This is a genomic window from Sorangium sp. So ce131, from assembly GCF_051519095.1.
Classification (GTDB): domain Bacteria; phylum Myxococcota_A; class Polyangia; order Polyangiales; family Polyangiaceae; genus Sorangium.
Genome location: NZ_CP150455.1, coordinates 11,266,235 through 11,283,929, shown reverse-complemented (window position 1 = coordinate 11,283,929; position 17,695 = coordinate 11,266,235). Strand labels below are relative to the sequence as shown.

The 17,695-nt window shown below is 71.5% G+C and carries 13 protein-coding genes; 5 read left to right on the top strand and 8 right to left on the bottom strand.

Annotation, left to right across the window (positions count from 1 at the left end; translation table 11 throughout):
• Nucleotides 1-118: 118 nt before the first annotated feature.
• Nucleotides 119-1,684 (bottom strand): acyl-CoA carboxylase subunit beta, encoded by a 1,566-nt coding sequence (locus WMF43_RS40895; protein ID WP_437673309.1) that lies wholly within the window; start codon nt 1,682-1,684, stop codon nt 119-121.
• 635 nt (nt 1,685-2,319) lie between these two features.
• Here WMF43_RS40895 and WMF43_RS40890 point away from each other — a divergent pair.
• Nucleotides 2,320-5,124, top strand: a complete 2,805-nt coding sequence (locus tag WMF43_RS40890; protein WP_437673308.1) for a protein kinase domain-containing protein — start codon at nt 2,320-2,322, stop codon at nt 5,122-5,124.
• A 9-nt stretch (nt 5,125-5,133) separates the two neighbouring features.
• Here the strand turns inward: WMF43_RS40890 and WMF43_RS40885 are convergent, their stop codons facing one another.
• From WMF43_RS40885 to pyrH, 3 genes are all read right to left on the bottom strand, one after another.
• Nucleotides 5,134-6,369 (bottom strand): KamA family radical SAM protein, encoded by a 1,236-nt coding sequence (locus tag WMF43_RS40885; RefSeq protein WP_437673307.1) that lies wholly within the window; start codon nt 6,367-6,369, stop codon nt 5,134-5,136.
• Nucleotides 6,356-7,429: a peptidylprolyl isomerase gene (locus WMF43_RS40880; RefSeq protein WP_437673306.1), complete on the bottom strand. Its 1,074-nt coding sequence runs from the start codon at nt 7,427-7,429 to the stop codon at nt 6,356-6,358. Before WMF43_RS40880 ends, WMF43_RS40885 begins: the two co-directional genes overlap by 14 nt.
• A 107-nt stretch (nt 7,430-7,536) precedes the next feature.
• Nucleotides 7,537-8,298 (bottom strand): UMP kinase, encoded by a 762-nt coding sequence (pyrH, locus tag WMF43_RS40875; RefSeq protein WP_437673305.1) that lies wholly within the window; start codon nt 8,296-8,298, stop codon nt 7,537-7,539.
• A gap of 148 nt (nt 8,299-8,446) precedes the next feature.
• On the opposite strand from pyrH, the gene rpoZ reads away from it, so the two are divergent.
• Nucleotides 8,447-8,689 (top strand): DNA-directed RNA polymerase subunit omega, encoded by a 243-nt coding sequence (rpoZ, locus tag WMF43_RS40870; RefSeq protein WP_044966694.1) that lies wholly within the window; start codon nt 8,447-8,449, stop codon nt 8,687-8,689.
• 105 nt (nt 8,690-8,794) lie between these two features.
• Nucleotides 8,795-9,670, top strand: coding sequence for a class I SAM-dependent methyltransferase (locus WMF43_RS40865; protein WP_437673304.1), 876 nt, complete (start codon nt 8,795-8,797; stop codon nt 9,668-9,670).
• Nucleotides 9,671-9,816: 146 nt separating this feature from the next.
• Here the strand turns inward: WMF43_RS40865 and WMF43_RS40860 are convergent, their stop codons facing one another.
• On the bottom strand, nt 9,817-10,554 hold the full coding sequence (locus tag WMF43_RS40860) for a metallophosphoesterase family protein (RefSeq protein WP_437673303.1): 738 nt from the start codon (nt 10,552-10,554) through the stop codon (nt 9,817-9,819).
• 347 nt (nt 10,555-10,901) lie between these two features.
• On the opposite strand from WMF43_RS40860, the gene WMF43_RS40855 reads away from it, so the two are divergent.
• Together WMF43_RS40855 and tssM are read left to right on the top strand one after the other, a co-directional pair.
• Nucleotides 10,902-11,579: a hypothetical protein gene (locus tag WMF43_RS40855; protein ID WP_437673302.1), complete on the top strand. Its 678-nt coding sequence runs from the start codon at nt 10,902-10,904 to the stop codon at nt 11,577-11,579.
• A 76-nt stretch (nt 11,580-11,655) separates the two neighbouring features.
• Nucleotides 11,656-14,610, top strand: a complete 2,955-nt coding sequence (tssM, locus tag WMF43_RS40850) for a type VI secretion system membrane subunit TssM (protein ID WP_437673301.1) — start codon at nt 11,656-11,658, stop codon at nt 14,608-14,610.
• A 6-nt stretch (nt 14,611-14,616) separates the two neighbouring features.
• Here the strand turns inward: tssM and rimI are convergent, their stop codons facing one another.
• The 3 genes from rimI to alr all read right to left on the bottom strand — a co-directional run bounded on the left by rimI (nt 14,617) and on the right by alr (nt 17,688).
• Complete coding sequence (gene rimI / locus WMF43_RS40845) at nt 14,617-15,141, bottom strand: ribosomal protein S18-alanine N-acetyltransferase (RefSeq protein ID WP_437673300.1); 525 nt, start codon at nt 15,139-15,141, stop codon at nt 14,617-14,619.
• On the bottom strand, nt 15,138-16,334 hold the full coding sequence (locus WMF43_RS40840) for a vWA domain-containing protein (protein ID WP_437673299.1): 1,197 nt from the start codon (nt 16,332-16,334) through the stop codon (nt 15,138-15,140). The genes rimI and WMF43_RS40840 overlap by 4 nt, the downstream gene beginning before the upstream one ends.
• Before the next feature lie 73 nt (nt 16,335-16,407).
• Nucleotides 16,408-17,688, bottom strand: a complete 1,281-nt coding sequence (gene alr / locus WMF43_RS40835) for an alanine racemase (protein ID WP_437673298.1) — start codon at nt 17,686-17,688, stop codon at nt 16,408-16,410.
• Between the last annotated feature and the right edge of the window lie 7 nt (nt 17,689-17,695).

Genomic DNA, 17,695 nt, shown 5'->3' with positions numbered 1-17,695 from the left:
CGCGCAACGGCGTCGCTCGGCCCCGCGCGCGCCTTCCCTGGCGGACTACGCGGCGTTTGTGGGCGGATCTCGCGTTGCGCAGGGGGCCACGTCGCCGACGTGCTGTCCGAAAATTCTGCTAAAGCGGGATGTTTCCGTGTTTCTTCGGCGGGTTCTTGTCCCGCTTGTCGCGCAAGAGGTCGAGCGCTCGGGCGAGGCGAATGCGGAGCATGCGCGGGTAGATCACCTCGTCGATGAAGCCGAGCTCGGCCGCCTTGTACGGGTTGGCGAATTTCGTCTTGTAGTCCTCGACGAAGCGTGCGCGGGCGGCGGCCGGATCCGCCGCCTGCTGGATCTCCCTGCGGTACACGATGTTCACCGCGCCTTCCGGGCCCATGACCGCGATCTCGGCCGTCGGGAAGGCGAGGTTGTAATCGGCGCGGATGTGCTTCGAGGCCATGACGTCGTAGGCGCCGCCGTACGCCTTGCGGGTGATCACCGTCACCTTGGGCACGGTGGCCTCGGCGAACGCGTAGAGGAGCTTGGCGCCGTGCGCGATGATCCCGCCGTATTCCTGGTCGATCCCCGGCAGAAACCCGGGCACGTCGACGAGCGTGACGAGCGGTATGTTGAAGCAATCGCAGAAGCGGACGAAGCGCGCCGCCTTGATGCTGGCCTTGATGTCCAAGCAGCCTGCGAGCACCTGGGGCTGGTTGGCGACCACCCCGATGGGCGCGCCCCCGATCCGGGCGAACCCGACCACGATGTTCTGCGCGAAGCGCTCGTGGATCTCGATCAGGTGGCCGTCATCGACCACGGCGCGCACGACCTGCTTGATGTCGTACGGCTTCGACGACTCGGTCGGGATCATGGCGTCGAGCTCCGGCACCTCCCGGTCCACCGGGTCGGTCGCGGCGCGGCGCGGCGGGTCCTCGGTGTTGTTCGAGGGGAGGAACGAGAGCAGCTCGCGGACCTGCGCCAGCGACGCCCGGTCGTCGGGGGCCGTGAGGTGGCATACTCCGCTCCGGGACGCGTGGGTGGCGGCGCCGCCGAGGTCTTCCTTGGTGACGTCCTCGTTCGTCACCGTCTTGATGACCTCGGGCCCGGTGATGAACATGTAGCTCGTGCGCTCCACCATCAGGATGAAGTCCGTGATGGCGGGCGAGTAGACCGCGCCGCCTGCGCAGGGCCCGAGGATCGCGCTGATCTGGGGGACGACCCCGCTGGCGAGCGTGTTGCGGAGGAAGATGTCGGCGTAGCCGGCGAGCGACTCGACCCCCTCCTGGATCCGCGCGCCGCCCGAGTCGTTCAGCCCGACGACCGGGGCGCCGATCTTCATCGCGAGGTCCATCACCTTGCAGATCTTCGACGCGTACGCGCCGGAGAGCGAGCCGCCGATCACGGTGAAGTCCTGGGCGAACACCACGACCTTGCGCCCGTCGATGAGCCCCCAGCCGGTCACGACGCCGTCGCCGAGGACCTTCTGCTTGTCCATGCCGAAGTCGGCGCACCGGTGGACGACGAACCGGTCGATCTCGACGAACGAGCCCGGGTCGAGCAGCAGATCGATGCGCTCCCGCGCCGTCAGCTTGCCCGCCTCGTGCTGCTTGGCGACGCGCTCTTGCCCGCCCCCCTCGATCGCGCGGCGGTTCATGTCGTCGAGGCGAGCGAGCGCCGTAGGTCTCGGGGCCGTCGGTTCAGCCATCCCCGCGCCCTACCATGAACCCCGCTGGGATCGAAATCCCGGCCCGCGCCCCGGCGCGGCCGGCCAGGTGCGACAGCGGGACGCAACCGGCAGAAACGTGCGACGCTTGAAGACGAGGGGCGAAGACGAGAGGCAACGACGAGGGCAACGACAAAAAATGACCGTGCTCGGCGGCGACGTGATCCCTATCTCTTGCGCGGGCTGGGGGACACAACGTAACCTGGTCGACGCTCGATTTTCGCTGAGAAATGCAGGAATTTCCGACACGTAGACCGTCTGCGGGCTGGAACGCCGGGGCTGCGAGCGCCGCTGCATCCCTGGCGCACGGCGGCTCCGAGCAGGGCAGCTCGGGCCGGCGTGGCAGCAGGGCGGCCGCCGATCGCGGCGGCTGATGTGCGGCGCCTCGTGAGATGCGCGCAGGCCAGCGTCTCCGTCGGGGCGGGAGCGCGCCGCCCACCCGCCTCGCGGGGCCTGAAGATCCGCGGCCCCATCGTGGCCTTCCGCCTCGCGTTGCAGGGTGAGATCGTTTCGGACGAGAGGTCGCTCGAGTGAAGCTCGCTCAGACTCGTGAGGCTCGTGCCCTGGCCGTCGCCGCCGTGGCGCGAGGGCTCATCGAGCCCAACGCCCTTTGGGACATGGCCTGCCGATGGACCCTCGGCGGCGTGTCGACCCCGCAGGAGCTCTTCGAAGGGCTCCTCTCGCCCGAGCAGCTCTCGGTGCTGCTCGCGCCGGAGGGGCGCAGCGCGCCCGCGGGGCGCGCCCTCGCGCCGCATGACGTGTCGCCCGCGGGGCGCGCCCTCGCGCCGCATGACGTGTCGCCCGCGGGGCGCGCCCTCGCGCCGCATGAGCTGTCGCCCGCGGCGCGCGCCCTCGCGCCGCATGAGCTGTCGCCCGCGGGGCGCGCCCTCGCGCCGCAGGATCCGTCGATCGACGATCCGGACGCGCTGCGCTTCGACACGCAGCGGGACATCGATCTGCCTGGCGAGGAGGTCGTGGCCGATTTCCCGACGCTCGCGACCGCGTCCACGCGCGCCGTGAACGCCGGCGGCAGCCGCTACGAGGTCGGCGAGGCGCTCGGGGCCGGCGGCGCCGGGAAGGTGGTGAAGGCGCGCGACCGGGAGATCGGGCGCGTCGTGGCGCTGAAGACCCTGAAGCCCGGGGCCGAGGCGGACTCCGCGGTCGGCAACCGCTTCCTGACGGAGGCGCGCATCACGGCGCAGCTCGAGCACCCGAACATCATCCCGGTCTACGACCTGGGCACGCTCCCGAACGGGCAGCCCTACTACTCCATGCGGGTCGTCAAGCGGCAGAGCCTGCAGAACGTGCTGACGAACCCCGAGCTCCGCAAGCAGTGGCCCCTCGTCCGCCTCATCGGCGCGTTCGTGCAGATCTCGCGGGCGCTGGCCTACGCCCACCGGCGGGGCGTCGCCCACCGCGACATCAAGCCCGAGAACGTGCTCCTCGGCGACTACGGCGAGGTGTACCTGGGCGACTGGGGCAACGCGAAGCTGCTCGCGCGGGCGGAGGTGGTCGAGCCGATCACGGTCGATCCCGCCGGGCAGGACTTCGGCCGGAAGCGGCACGAGGCGCTCGCGAGCGCGCTCTCGGGCACGCCCGGGTACATCGCGCCGGAGCAGATCCGGGGCGATCAAGCGCGGATCGATCACCGCGCGGACATCTTCGCGCTCGGCGTGGTGCTCTACGAGATCCTCACCGGCGAGCACCCGTTCGACGCGCCGACCGTGCTCGCCGTGATCCTCGCGACGCAGACGCGCGACCCGAAGCCGCCGCGCTCGATCTCGCCGAGCTGCCCGCTCCTGCTCGAGGACCTCTGCCTGGCGATGCTCGCGAAGGATCCCGGCAAGCGACCGCCGACCGCCGACCGCGTCGCGGCCGAGGCCGAGGCGTTCCTCGAGGGCGCCAAGGAGCGGATGCGGCGGCGCGAGGAGGCGATCAAGCTGTGCGAGCTCGCCAAGGCCCCGCTCGAGCGCGATCGGCGGCTCGACGGCGAGCGCGAGCGGCTCGTGGAGGAGGCGCGGCAGCTGCTCAAGGATGTGAAGGCGTACGAGCCGATCGAGCGCAAGCGCGCCGGCTGGCAGCTCGAGGACAAGGCCGCCGAGGTGGAGCGCGAGCAGGCGCGGGCCGCGGCGGAGGCGATCGATCTCTACACGAAGGCGCTGGCGTACGACCCGGATCTGGTCGAGGCGCGCGCCGGGCTCGCGGATCTCTACTGGTCGCGCGCGGTGCGCGCGGACCAGGAGCACCAGCACGCGGCGCGCATCTACCACGAGGCGCTCGTGGCGGAGTTCGACGTGGGGCGCTACGCCGCGCTGCTCACCGCCGACTCGGTCGTCTCGGTCGACTCGTCGCCGCCGGGCGCCAGCGTCGTCGCGTACCGTTACGTCGAGAAGGATCGCATCCTGGTCGCGAGCGACGAGCGCCCCCTCGGCCGCACCCCGCTCCGCGAGGTGCACCTCAAGCCCGGCAGCTACCTGTTCATCCTGAAGCGCGCCGGCTACCGGGACGTGCGTTACCCGCTGCTGCTCAAGCGGGGCACCCACCACCGCGTCGAGGTGAACCTCTACACCGACGCCGAGATCGGCGAGGGGTTCGTCTACATCCCGGGGGGCACCTTCATCGCGGGCGGCGACGCGCAGGCGTACGACCCGCTCCGCCGCGCCGAGCTCCACGTCCCCGACTTCGCGATCGCGAAGTTCCCCGTCACGTTCCGCGACTACTGCGAGTTCCTGAACGAGATCGAGACGCGCGATCTCGACCTCGCGCTCCGGCGCGCGCCGCACGGGACGCGCGGCTCCGAGGGCTACGTCGCGCGGCCCGCGAGCGGCGGCGGCTGGGAACCCTTGCCCACCGTGGTCGAGGGCGACGCGCAGAAGCTGTTCCCGGCCGAGGAGGGGCACCTCTGGAACCTCCCCGTCGTCCTCATCGACTGGTTCGACGCCGCGGCGTATTGCCGGTACCGGAGCGAGCGCGACGGCATCGAGCTCCGGCTCCCCACCGAGCTGGAGTGGGAGAAGGCAGCGCGCGGGACCGACGGGCGGTTCTACCCGTGGGGCGATCATTTCGATCCGACGTTCTGCCTGATGCGCTCCTCGCGCCCGTTCCTGTCGCAGCCGGAGCCGGTCGGGACCTTCCCCATCGACACGTCGCCCTACGGCGTGCGCGACATGGCCGGCGGCGTGCGCGAGTGGGTCGCCGACGTGTACGGGGAGCGAACCTGGTCGGAGACGTCGGGGGAGCCCGAGGCCGCCGCGGACGCCGGCGGGGACGCGCCGCCGTGGCGCATCTCCCGGTCGGGCAACTGGGCCGCCGACTCGCAGCAATGCAGGAGCGCGTCGCGCACCCGCTTCTTCGGCGTAGCGCGGGCCTTGAACCTGTCGTTCCGGGTCGCGAAGCCGCTCTCGCGCGGCGCGGGCCGCTGAGCCGCCGGCTCAGCCGCGGGGCTCGGCCGGGGGATCGACGTACTCGACCTCGACGCCGCGGTGCGTGCGCAGGACGGTGCGCCCCGGCCGGCGCTCGACGATGTACTCGGGGCCGATGGGCACCTTGCCCATCCCGCCGGGCGTATCGACGATCAGCTTCGGCAGCGCGATGCCGGTGAGCCGGCCCTGCAGCTGCTCCATGAGGGAGACGCCGCTCGCGAGCGGCGTGCGCAGGTGCCCGGTGCCGCGCACCGGGTCCATCTGGAGGAGGTAGTAGGGGCGCACGCGCCAGCGCACGAGGCCCCGGAAGAGCGCGGCGAGCGTCGCGGCGTCGTCGTTGATCCCGCGCAGCAGCACGGTCTGGTTCATGACGGGGAAGCCGTGATCGGCGAGCCGCTGGCACGCGCGGCCGGCCGCGGGCGTGAGCTCCTTCGGGTGGTTGAAGTGCGTCATCACCCAGATCGGATGGTACGGCCTGAGCGCGCGCACGAGCTCCGCGGTGATCCGCTGCGGCAGGGTCACCGGCACGCGCGTGGCGAGGCGGATCGTCTCGACGCTCGGGATCTCGCGCAGCCGGGCGATCAGCCGCACGAGGCGGTCCGTCGAGACGGTCAGCGGATCGCCGCCGCTCACGATCACGTCGCGCACCTCGGGGTGCGCCTCGAGGTAGGCCATCGCCGGCGCGAGGCGCTCGAGCGCCACCGTGCCGCCGCCGTCGCCGACCATGCGCGAGCGAGTGCAGAAGCGGCAGTAGACCGCGCAGCGATCGGTCGCGAGCAAGAGCGCGCGATCCGAGTACCGCTGCACCAGGTGGGGCGCGACCTCGTGCGCGACCTCGCCGAGCGGGTCGACGAGATCCCCGGGCACCTCGGCGGCCTCGTCGGCGAGCGGCACGCACTGCCGGCGGATCGGGCACGCCGGATCGGCCTTGTCGCAGAGGCTGAGGTAGTACGGGGTGATGCGGATGGGCAGCCCGGCCTTCTCGGCGCGCCGCGCGCCCGCGAGCTCCTCGGGCGTCAGCGAGAGCGCCCGGTGGAGCTCGTCGGCGCTCGACAGCGCGTGGCGCAGCTGCCAGGTCCAGTCGTTCTTTCGCGGCCTCGCGCGGGCCGGGCGCGCCGCCTCCTGGGCGTCCGCCGCCGGCGCGGCGGGGCGCTCGGGGCTCGCTGCGGCGCGGGCGTCCGCGCCTGGATTGCCGGGCCGCCGGGTGAGCTGCGCGGCGGTGACGAGCTCGCTACTTGCTGGCATCGGTCGACGGTGTCCCGGCGTCGCTCGCCTGCGCCGGTTGCGGCGCGGGCGGCTTCGCGGTTTCGGCCTGCGGCGCGCTCCCGGGCCCCGGGAGCTGCCCCGGCAGCTTCACCGAGGCGAGCGCCGCGTCGTTGATCTCGACGGGGAACTTCTTCCGCAGCTCCTCGTCGAGCGCGCGCTCCTGGTCCTGCATCATCTGCTGGAGGATCGCGACCCGGATGGAGCGCTCGGCCTCGGCGAGCTCGCGGCGGTGCCCGGCCGTGAGCCCGCTCAGGCGGACGATGTAGAACCGGCCGTCGGCCTCGACGAGCTCGTCGGCGACAGCGCCGACGCTGCCGATGCGGAACGCGGCCGCGCGCACCGGCTCTGGCACTTGAGGGTGGCCTCCGCGCTCGTCGCCGGGCGCGCTGACGATGCCGAGCTCCCCCGCGAGGTCGAGCGGCGCGCTCGCGGCCTTGTCCTTGGGCGCGGAGAGCGAGTGCTTGAGGAAGAGCTCGCCCCACGCGCTGCCGCTCGCGGCCTTCTGCGCCTCCTTGAGGACCTTCTCCCCGAGCGCCCTGTCGCCGACCACGATCGCGGCGACGCGCCGCCGCTCGGGCTCGGTGAACTTGTCGGCGTTGGCCTCGTAGTACGCGCGCACCTGCGCCGCAGGGATGTCGGCCGGCGCGGGCAGCCCCTTGCGTGCCTGGGCGATCATCGCGTCGCGGAGGATCTGCCGGGTCGCGTCCTCGACGGCGGCGTCCTTGTCGAGGCCCCGCCGCCGCGCCTCGAGCGCGAGCAGCTCCGCGTCGACGATCTCGCTGAGCAGCTCGCGGCGACGCTCCTTCGTCTGGTACCGGAGCCGATCGAACTGGTCCATCCGCTCCAGCGTCCTGCCGAAGTCGCCCAGGGTGATCACCTTGTCCCCGACCTTCGCGAGCGCGCGCGCCGACTGCTCCGCGGAGAGCCCGAGCACCGGCTCGCCTGCGTCCGCGGGGACCTGGAGGGCGGGCTCATCACACGCGGCCAGCGCGGCGAGCGAGAGGGCGAGCAGGGATCGTCGCGCCGTGGCTCGGATCATCGCAGGCTCGGGGTGTAGCACGGTTTCATCGCGGCTCGAGGGGGGCGCGGGCGGCCCTCGCGGCGGCGGCGCGCGCGTCCGCGAGCGGCGCCGCGCGGCGCGCCGGCTCAGTCGACGATCGTGCCGATCTCCTCGCCCCTGCAGACGCGGAGGATGTTGCCGCGGGTCATCAGCTTGAACACCCGGATCGGCATTTTGTTCTCGCGGCAGAGCGTGACGGCCGTCGAGTCCATCACCCCGATCCTGTCCGCGAGGAAGCGGTCGTAGCTCAGGTGCGCGAACATCTGCGCGCCCTCGTGGCGCACCGGGTCGCGGTCGTAGATGCCCTCGACCTTGGTGGCCTTGAACAGCGCCTGCGCCTGGATCTCCATGGCCCGCAGCGCGGCGGCCGTGTCCGTCGAGAAGAACGGGTTGCCGGTGCCCGCGGCGAAGATGACGACGCTGCCCTTCTCCAGGTGGCGCATCGCCCGGCGGCGGATGTACGGCTCGGCGACCTGCCGGATCTCGATCGCGGTCATGACGCGCGTCGGAACGCCGGCCTTCTCGAGGGCGTCCTGCAGGGCCAGCGCGTTGATCACGGTGGCGAGCATGCCCATGTAGTCGCTCTGAGAGCGATCCATCCCCGCGCTCGCGCCCTTCAGGCCGCGGAAGATGTTGCCGCCGCCCACCACGACCCCGATCTGCACCCCCATGCGCTGCAGCTCGGCGATCTCGCCGGCGACGTGGTGGAGCGTCTCGGGGCGGATGCCGAACCCGCCTTCTTCGCCGCAGAGCGCCTCGCCGCTCAGCTTGAGCACGATGCGGCGGTACTTCAGCCCGGGGGCCGGGCGGGGGGGAGGGGGAAGGAGGGAATCCTGCTCAGCGGCCACGGTCGCACCTCGTAGTCGGGACCTGCCGGGAGGGCAACGAGCAACGTGCGTCTCGGCCGTTCGGGCCCGCCAGCGCTCGAGCGGATGCGCCGGCCGAGCGGCATGTACGTTGCGTTTGGCGGCGCCTGGCGCTACTCTCGGCGCCCCTATGGCGCGTGTGACTGTGGAAGACTGCCTCGAGCGCGAGGAAAACCGTTTCGCTCTCGTCGTGCTTGCGGCCAACCGGACGCGGCAGCTCATGAAGGGCTCGGACGCCCTCGTGAAGACAAAGAACAAACCCGCCGTGACCAGCCTCCGGGAGATCGCGGCGGGCAAGGTGCACTTCCACCGGAGCTCCCACGAGGTCGTGTCCGAGTGGCTCCAGCAGATGAACGCCGGCGGCCAGCGCTGAGCGTCCAGCGGGTGATCGCGCCCTGGTGATGCCTCTCCGAGGGGCTTTCTCTCCGGGGCTCGCGCCCGCCGCCGCGCTCGCGCTGCACGGGATCGGTCGCCTCGCATGAAAGGGGCAACCACGACGCGGTCAGGGCGCGCTCCAGGCTCCGGCCTGCGTCGCGACCTGGAGCTCGAAGCGGGAACGTCGGCCCACTACGAGGACCCGGCGTATTACACGAAGACGTACGCGCGGCGGACGGACGACGTCCGTTACTACGTCGAGCTCGCCGTGGCGTCCGGCGGGCCGGTGCTCGAGTACGGCTGCGGCAACGGACGGATCACGTTGCCGGTCGCGAGGGCAGGGATCCGGATCACGGGCGTGGACCTGGCGGCGCCGATGCTGGACGATCTGCGCGCGCAGCTCGGGCGTGAGCCGCGCGAGGTCCACTCGCGCGTGAGCCTCCGCCGGGGCGACATGCGGGCGCTGCGGCTGGGACGCCGCTTCCCGCTCGTGATCTGCCCGTTCAACGCCTTCCTGCACCTCTACACGCGAGCGGACGTCGAGCGCTTTCTCGCGCGTGCGCTCGCGCACCTGGCACCTCGGGGCGAGCTCGTCTTCGACGTCTCGATGCCCGAGCCGGCCGAGCTCGCGCGCGACCCGGACCGAGCGTACGCCACGCCGCGCTTCCGGTATCCAGCGAAGGACGGTCCGGGCGAGGTCGTCCGGTACACGGAGCGGTTCGACTACGACAAGGTCCGGCAGATCCTGTTCGTGTCCATGGAGTTCTCGCCGGTCGGCGGCGGCGAGCGCTGGATGACGCCGCTCGCCCATCGCCAGTTCTATCCGCAGGAGCTCGAAGCCCTGCTCCACTACAACGGCTTCGAGATCGCGGAGCTCCGCAGCGATTTTTCCGCGGCGCCGCCCGACAACCAGACCAGCATGCTGCTCTACCGCTGCCGGCCCCGGCGCTCCGCTCGGGCAGGCAGCCGCCGCACCTAGGCGCGCGGCCCCCGGCTGTCCGCCGCACGCGCCCAGGGCTCGCGGCTGCCTGCCGCGGCGGCCGGAGCCGCGGCCAGCGTCGCCGCGAACGCGCGCTGCGCGCCCTCCAGGCCTGCGTCCGACCGCAGGCCACGGCCCGGCGAGGCTCAGACGCCGATGTAGAGCCGGTGGGCGAAGTTGCGCTCGAGCTTGGCCCGCAGCACCTTCTCGGCCGCCGTCTCGATGTCGTACTCGACGCGCTTGAACTCGAAGCGCTTCGTGTCGCTGTCGTAGATCGTGTAGCTCGCGCGGTTGTCGTAGTCCCGCGGCTGCCCCACCGAGCCGACGCTCACGATGTACTTGCGCCCCGGCTCGAGGTGGAAATCCACCGCGGGGAGCTCCTCGACGCTCGTCGGCGTGAGCGCGAACACCTTGCACAGGTGGGAGTGGCCGATCAGCGTGATGTGACCGAGCTCGTTCCACATCGGGAGGCACTCGCGCGCCTGCTCCGGGGCGAAGATGTACTCGAACTCCTCGAGGCGGACGGGCGAGCCATGGCACAGGTCGACGTTGATGTCGGTCAACTTCTCCTGGTACGTCAGGCTCCGGAGCCACGCCGCGTTCTCGGGGGAGAGCATCGCGGCGTGGGTGTCCAGCGCCTGCCGGGCGGCCTCGTAGTAGTACGAGTAGTCCATCCGACCTGCGACGGCCGCGTCGTGGTTGCCGAGGATCGTCTTCCTGGCGACCTTGCGGACGAGATCGGCGCACTCGTTCGGCGAGCCGCCGTAGCCGACCGTGTCCCCGAGGCAGTAATAGACGTCGATGCGTTCGTGTCGATACGACTCGAGCACAGCGCTGAGCGCCTCGTAGTTGGCGTGCGTATCGCTGAAGATCCCGAGTCTCATTTCGACGCGAGGGCGGAGCTTAGCACGAAGGCCTCGAAGCTACGTTAGTAATTCAACCCCAGTTTCGCGGATTCACAGCCGGCTGGTCTCGTCTGTCGCCTGGCCTGGTCTGGCCCGGCCTGGTCTCGGCCTGGTCTCGGCCTGGCCGAGGATCTGCCCTGGACCAGGCTGGGCGCGTCGGTTCCTTGGAGCTACGACACCGACCCAGCCCGCCGCTGCGCCCCAGGCCCCCCGGTTGGAGGGGGCTCGAGGCCGGCCGCTCTCTGCTCTGGGGCGTCCTTCTGGGACGTTCCCGGCGCGATGATGACGAGCGGCCATCCGCATCGGAGGAGAATAGCGTGGAGCCCATGAATACCAAACAGAACGGAGCAGGATCCCCACCGATTTCCCCGACGCGCCCGGTCGAAGCGGCCGGGGTCGGCGCGCCGCCTCCGCCGCCGGCCGTCGAGGATCTCGCCGAAGGGTGCGTCCGGTTCGTGGAGCGCGCCCTCGGCGTGCGCCTTGACTATCGGCCGGAAACGCTGCCTTTGCTCGATCATTACCTCGACCAGGCGCGTAGGGCGACGTCGGAGCGGGTGGAGACGTTGCCGGTGGTCGCGCACATGGCGGGCGTCTACTTCGGCGAGGTCATCCGGCGCCGCTACCCCTCGTGGTGGCGCATGGAGGGCGACGATCCGACGTACTGGCAGATCGAGCTCGAGTCGGTCTACCTCGCGTTCAGCCCGGTGCTCTTCGTCCGCGAGGCGCTCACGCGCGGCGGCGCCGCCGAGCCCGCGCGAGATCTCGCGGAGGAGGCCCCGAGCGGCGACCCGGCGGGGCTGGAGCTGCAAGACGACGACCGCGAGGCGGTCGCGGCCAGGCTGGCGGAGCTGCCGCCGGTCTCCGAGGACGAGTACTACGCGCCGTCGACGCGGCTCGAGGTGATCGACATCGCCGTCGACGCGATCCGCTCCCGCCGGCTCGCGGCGGGCGAGGAGGCCGACGCCGCGCTCGAGCCGGGCGACTACGACCGCGGCGACGACTGACGCAGCGGCCGCGCGCGGGCGTCGGGGCGCGCGCGATCGTCGCCCGAGCGCGCGGCGCCGCTCCGCCGCGTGGCGCGTGCGACGTGCTCCGGCGGCGGCGAGCGGTGATATCGTCGCGGGCGTGCTGTGGGTCCTCTTCGGGCTGTTGCTCCTCATCACGTGGGCGGCGTACTTCACGTTCCAGCTGTCCACCGCGATCCCGATCGCGGCGAGCGTCGTCATCGCGCTCGCCGCGGTCGCGCTCTTCGTGTACCGCCGCGTCGGGGCGCGCCGCGCCGCGACCGCGCTCGAGCGGGCCATCGTCCAGCAGGGGGCACAGCAGGCGCTCAACGCGCGGCCCGAGCGCCGCGCCGAGATCCAGGAGCTCCAGCGGCAGGTCCAGGGCGGCATCAGCGCGCTGAAGAGCTCGAAGCTCGGCAAGGGGAAGAAGAACGGCAGCGCCGCGCTCTACTCGCTGCCCTGGTACGTCATCATCGGCCCGCCGGGGGCAGGGAAGACGACGGCGCTGAAGCACTCCGGCCTCGTCTTCCCCTACGCGCACCCGAGCAGCGGCGGCGGCGTCCGCGGCGTCGGCGGCACGCGGAACTGCGACTGGTGGTTCACCAACGAGGCGATCCTCCTCGACACCGCGGGGCGCTACACGACGGAGCAGGACGATCACGACGAGTGGATCGCGTTCCTGCAGATGCTCCTGAGGTACCGGGCCCGGCGCCCGCTCAACGGCATCCTCGTCGCCGTGAGCGTGGCGGACCTCATCGACGCGAGCGAGCAGAGCATCGAGCAGATGGGGAAGAAGATCCGGGCGCGCATCGACGAGGTGATGACGCAGCTCCACATGGTCCTGCCCGTCTACCTCCTGTTCACGAAGTGCGATCTCATCGCGGGCTTCTCCGAGTTCTTCGGCGACATGCGCAAGAGCGACCGCGCCCAGGCGTGGGGGGCGACGCTCAAGCTCACCGCGGACAAGAGCACCCCCGGCAGGCTCTTCGACGCCGAGTTCGACGCCCTCACGAAGCAGATCCACGGCCGCGCGCTGAAGCGGCTCGTGATGGAGCGCAGCCGCGAGGTGCGCGAGCGCGTCTACCAGTTCCCGCTCGAGTTCTCGGGCATCCGCCGCAACCTCTCCGATCTCGTCTCGACCATCTTCATGGTCAACGCGTTCCAGGGCACGCCCATCTTCCGCGGCTTCTACTTCACGAGCGGCACGCAGGAGGGCAAGCCGCTCGACCGGGTCCTCCAGCGGATGGGCCAGGCGATGGGGATCCGCCCGCAGGAGGCCGTGGCGCAGCAGAACGTGGAGTCGAAGAGCTACTTCCTCCACGACGTGTTCATGAACGTCGTCTTCCCGGACGGCGACATCGCCGCGAGGAGCGCCAGCGAGGTCCGGCGGCAACGGATCGTGCGCAGCGCGATCAGCGCGGCGGCCGCGGCGCTCGGGATCATCCTCGCGATCCCGAGCGTCGTCTCGTTCAGCAACAACCGCCAGCTCCTGCGCGAGGTCGAGGTGGAGGCGCGCAACGTCAGCGCGATCCAGTGGGGCGACTCCCGGCTCCTCTCGGACAAGCTGGCCGCGCTGCGGCCCGCGCTCCTGCGGCTCCGCAGCATCGACGAGGCCCGGGAGGAGGGCGCCCCCGACGGGATGGGCTGGACGATGTACCAGGGCCACGCGGTCTACCCCGCCCTGGTGAGCGTCTACGTCTCGAGCCTCCAGGAGGGCTTCGTGAAGCCCTGCAAGGCGCGGCTCGAGGCCCGCCTCAAGGCCGTGAAGGGCGAGAACTACCTGGACGAGCGGAACGACCTCAAGCTGTACCTGATGCTGAGCGACGTCGAGCACCTCGACGTCGCGTGGGCCGCCGGGAGGTTCACGAAGCTCTGGGCCGAGGTGCTCCAGACGACGTCGAACATCCCCGAGACCGAGCTGACGACCCAGCTCGCGGGGCACGTGAGCTACTACCTGTCGCTCATCAAGGAGCGGAAGATCACGCCGATCCCCCTGCAGGAGGAGCTGGTCGCGAGCGCGCGCACGACGCTCCAGGCGGTTCCGGTGCGGAAGCGCTACTACGATCTCTTCGTCACCTCGCTCAGCAAGGAGAAGTACGACCCGACCGGCGACAACAGCCGGGCGAACCGGAAGTTCCCTCCCCACACGCTGGGCGACATGTTCAGCGACCGCCCCGATGTGCTGAAGGTCATCGGGAGCAAGCTGTACAACGAGAAGAAGCTCTGGAAAGAGGTGGAGGGCCCGTACACCGAGAAGGGTCACTTCGAGGTGGTCGGGAACTTCGCGAGCAGCGCCGGGCTCTTGAAGAGCGAGGCGTGGGTCGTCCCGCTCGCGCCCGGGGAGGAGGCCGCGATCGCGACGCACCTCGAGGGCGTCGCCGCCGAGTACAACGGCCGTTACATCGCGCAGTGGGTCGACTGGATGGCGGACATCCACGTGCGGCCCCCGGCCAACCTGAAGGAGGCGAAGGCGCTCTACCTGGAGCTCGCCAAGTCGGACTACCCGTACCTCCGCATCCTCCGCGCGCTCGAGGACAACACCCAGTGGAAGCGGGATCGTGACGCGTTCAACAACCCGAAATTGAACAAGCGTCTGAACGAGCAGATCAGCCAGAAGGTCAAGCAGCACACGGGGTTCCAGGTCAACATCGACATGTCCAAGGTGGGCGATCGGCTGAACGCGATCTCGATCGAGTTCAAGCGGACCGTCGAGTTCGGCATCCCCACCGCCCCGAGCGGCTCGGCCCCGATCACCGACACGTCCCTGTCGAGGTACGTGTCGCTGCTCAACTCCCTGCGCGACGAGATCCAGCGGCTCGAGGATCAGAACCCGAACGTCGACGCGCGCTTCATGACCGACCGCCTGGTCGACGCGGTACGGCAGACCGAGGCGCTGCTCCAGCCTTACGACGAGCGAGCCAAGACGCTCCTGCGCCCGCTCTTGCTGAACCCGCTGCAGGTCGTGGCGGCGCGGCTGCCGCCGCTCGCGTCGCTCGCTCGCGCGACCGCGCCTGCCGCCGGCGCGCGCTGAGCGGGCTCAGAGCTCGATGTGGACCTCGTCGCGGCCCGGCTGCGCCGCGCCCGTCTCCGGGTCGAGCGCGAGCGCCATCTCGACCGCGTCCTCATCGTTGTCGCTGTAGTAGCGCGGGCGTACGCCCGTCACGGTGAAGCCGAGCTTCCGGTAGAGCCCGATGGCCGCGCGGTTCGAGCGGCGCACCTCGAGCAGGACGAGCCGCACGCGCTCCTGCCGCGCATACTCGAGGGACCGGCTCATCAGCGCCGTCGCGAGCCCGCGGCGGAGCGCGGTCGGGCACGTCGCGATGTTGAGCACGTGCAGCTCGTCGACCACGTGCCACGCGATGAGGAAGGCGAGCGCGCGCTGCCCCTCGCGCGCGACCCAGCAGCGCGTCCAGGGGCGGCGCAGCTCTTCGCGCGCCGAGAACTGCGAGAGGCCGAAGGCCGCGGACGCGATCGCGTCGATCTCGTCGAGCGTGACGCCGTCGGCGGCGTCGGCCGCCAGCTGGAGAACCGAGGCCGAGCTCGCCTTCGCTTCACGCGTCACCGCGCCACCTCCGTCGCGCACCCGGAGACGATCTGCACCTGCCCCACGCGCCCGCTCTTGAGCTTCTGGCACGCTCCTCCGACGAGCTCGACGACCGAGGGTGACTTCCAGCGCCAGCCGTCCTCCGCGTCGTACGGGACCAGCTCCTCGTCCAGGTAGACGTTGGTCTGCCCTTCCTCGGGGGGCGGGTCGACGAGGTCGAGCTCGCAGGACACGACGATGCTGGCGATCCTCGAGAGGACGTTCCCCAGCGTGTCGAGGTCGTCGACCTTGAAATAGAAGGGGCTGACGAACTGCGCCGCGCCCCCGGCGAGCGCCATCTCGTCGAGGACGTCGCCGTAGAACTCGCTCCCGGGGATGCCGATGACGTAGACGACGACGCCGCTCGACGCGAGCCGCTCGATCGCGGCGACGGTGTCGTCGCGGTCGAGGCAGCCTTCTGGCCCCGAGGGGCCCGAGGGCGCGCAGCAGTTCTCCTCGGGGCACTGCTGCTCGATGTTGGCGATGCACCCCTCGGCGTCGCACCCCGCGGAGCTGTTGCAGTTCGGCCCGCCGTCGGTCGCGAGCACGACGACCGTCTTGCCCTCGAGCGCCACGAGCTTCGGCGTGAGCGCCGTGAGCGTCGCCGCGGTCGGCGTCCCGCCGAGCGGCGTGACGTGCGTCGCCGCGCGGAACCTCGAGGTCGTCGTGCTGCCTTCCTGGCGATCCGCGAAGGGGTCCCCGGGCGTCACCGGAAACACCTCGCCGCCCGCCCGGCACGGCGCGCCGTCGGTCGCGTCCAGGGGGAACACGGCGGCGCCGACGTTGATCAGCGGACCCAGGTTGCGGACCAGGTCGACCGCGGCCTCGCGCACCCGATCGTAGCGGGTCGCGCGCGACGAGACCGGGCTCAGCATGCTGCCGGAGGCGTCGAGGACGAAGTAGAGGTTCGGCGCGTCGGCGATCTCCACCTCGTGGATCCGGTTGCCGCAGAGCCCCCCCGCGTCGGCGGGTGGAGGTCCGCTCGGGTCGTCGGGCCCCGGGTTCAGCTCGTCGTCGTCCGGCTCCTCGGCGCTGTGACCGCTGCCGCTGCGCGGCGGCGGCTTCGCGCTGTCCTCCTCGCACGCCGCCGGCGCCGCGCTGATCGCGAGCGTGGCCCCGAGGCAGCAGAGCGCGCCGCGGATCCTGGCCCCCTGCTTCGCGGCGGTCACCATCCGGAGCAGCGTACCACGGCGGCTCGCGCCGGCGGCGCCGGCGCCTCGTCCACGCAGGCGGCGCCGGGCGCGCTCAGGGCTCGCGGTAGAACCTGGGCACGCGGCGCGAGATGCTCGTCAGGACCTCCCACGGGATCGTCCCCGTGAGGCCGGCGATCTCTTCTGCGCTGATCGTGGCGCGCCCGAGCGGGCCGTCCTGCGTTCCGAGGAACACGACCTCGTCCCCCACGCGCGCTCCCGGGATGTCCGTCACGTCGAGCATGGTGAGGTCCATCGACACGGTGCCCGCGATCGGCGCGCGCTGGCCGCGCATGAGCGCGGCCCCGCGGTTCGAGAGCTGGCGGCTCAGGCCGTCGGCGTACCCCATCGGCACGGTGGCCACGACGCTCTGCCGCGCGGCCTCCCACGTGTGGCCGTAGCCGATCCTCTCTCCCTTCTCGACCGTACGGAGCGCGACGACCTCGCTGCGCACCCGGATGACGGGCTTGAGGTCGGGCGCGAGCCCCGGGCACGGCGAGATGCCGAAGAGCGCGACCCCGGGTCGGACGACGTCGAGCCGCGCGGCGGGCAGGCGGAGCATGGCGGCGCTGTTCGAGGCGTGCCGCAGCCGCGGCGTGAGGCCGAAGCGCCGCGCCCGCTGCTCGATCTCCTCGAAGCGCCGCATCTGATCGAGCGTCACGCCGAGGTCGTCGGCGTCGGCGCAGGCCAGGTGGGTCATGAGCCCGTCGAGCCGCACCTCGGGGTGCTTCGCGAGCGTCGCGAGCACGGCGTCGAGCTCCGAGGGCGCGGCGCCGAGCCGCCCCATGCCGGTGTCGACCTTGAGGTGGACGCCGACGCGGCCGCGCTGCTCGAGCCGCAGCAGGTTCGCGAGCCGCTCGATCTGCCCCGCGTCGTAGACGACGGGCACGAGATCGCGCGCGAGGATCTCCTCGAAGCCTTCGCGGCGCGGCCCGTAGTAGCCGCCCATGACGAGGATCGGCACCCGGATCCCTGCGTCGCGCAGCTCGACGGCCTCCTCGAGCAGCGCGACGCACAGGCCGGGGATGCCGGTCCGCTCGAGCGTCCGCGCGACGGCCGGCGCCCCGTGCCCGTACGCGTCGGCCTTGAGCACGCCCCAGATCTGCGGCTTGCTCGCGCCGCTCATCGCTCGCTCGAGCACCCGCAGGTTGTGCCGCAGGTTCGCGAGGTTCACCTCCGCGCGGGTCGGGCGCACCGCGTCCGCTGGCGCCGCGCGCCGTGGCCGCAGCACCCGCACCGGGCCGGCGATCGAGCCGAGCCCGTCGAGGGCCGATGCGTTGCCGTTGCGATCGGGCGTCGTGCTGCTCAGCTCTGCGGGCGCGTGCGAAGCGGACATCGTGTAC

Coding starts and splice junctions, on each gene's coding strand:
- WMF43_RS40895 (WP_437673309.1), bottom strand. CDS start 1,684: ATGGCTGAACCGACGGCCCCGAGACCTACGGCGCTCGCTCGCCTCGAC.
- WMF43_RS40890 (WP_437673308.1), top strand. CDS start 2,320: ATGGCCTGCCGATGGACCCTCGGCGGCGTGTCGACCCCGCAGGAGCTC.
- WMF43_RS40885 (WP_437673307.1), bottom strand. CDS start 6,369: ATGCCAGCAAGTAGCGAGCTCGTCACCGCCGCGCAGCTCACCCGGCGG.
- WMF43_RS40880 (WP_437673306.1), bottom strand. CDS start 7,429: ATGATCCGAGCCACGGCGCGACGATCCCTGCTCGCCCTCTCGCTCGCC.
- rpoZ (WP_044966694.1), top strand. CDS start 8,447: ATGGCGCGTGTGACTGTGGAAGACTGCCTCGAGCGCGAGGAAAACCGT.
- WMF43_RS40865 (WP_437673304.1), top strand. CDS start 8,795: ATGAAAGGGGCAACCACGACGCGGTCAGGGCGCGCTCCAGGCTCCGGC.
- WMF43_RS40860 (WP_437673303.1), bottom strand. CDS start 10,554: ATGAGACTCGGGATCTTCAGCGATACGCACGCCAACTACGAGGCGCTC.
- WMF43_RS40855 (WP_437673302.1), top strand. CDS start 10,902: ATGAATACCAAACAGAACGGAGCAGGATCCCCACCGATTTCCCCGACG.
- WMF43_RS40840 (WP_437673299.1), bottom strand. CDS start 16,334: ATGGTGACCGCCGCGAAGCAGGGGGCCAGGATCCGCGGCGCGCTCTGC.
- alr (WP_437673298.1), bottom strand. CDS start 17,688: ATGTCCGCTTCGCACGCGCCCGCAGAGCTGAGCAGCACGACGCCCGAT.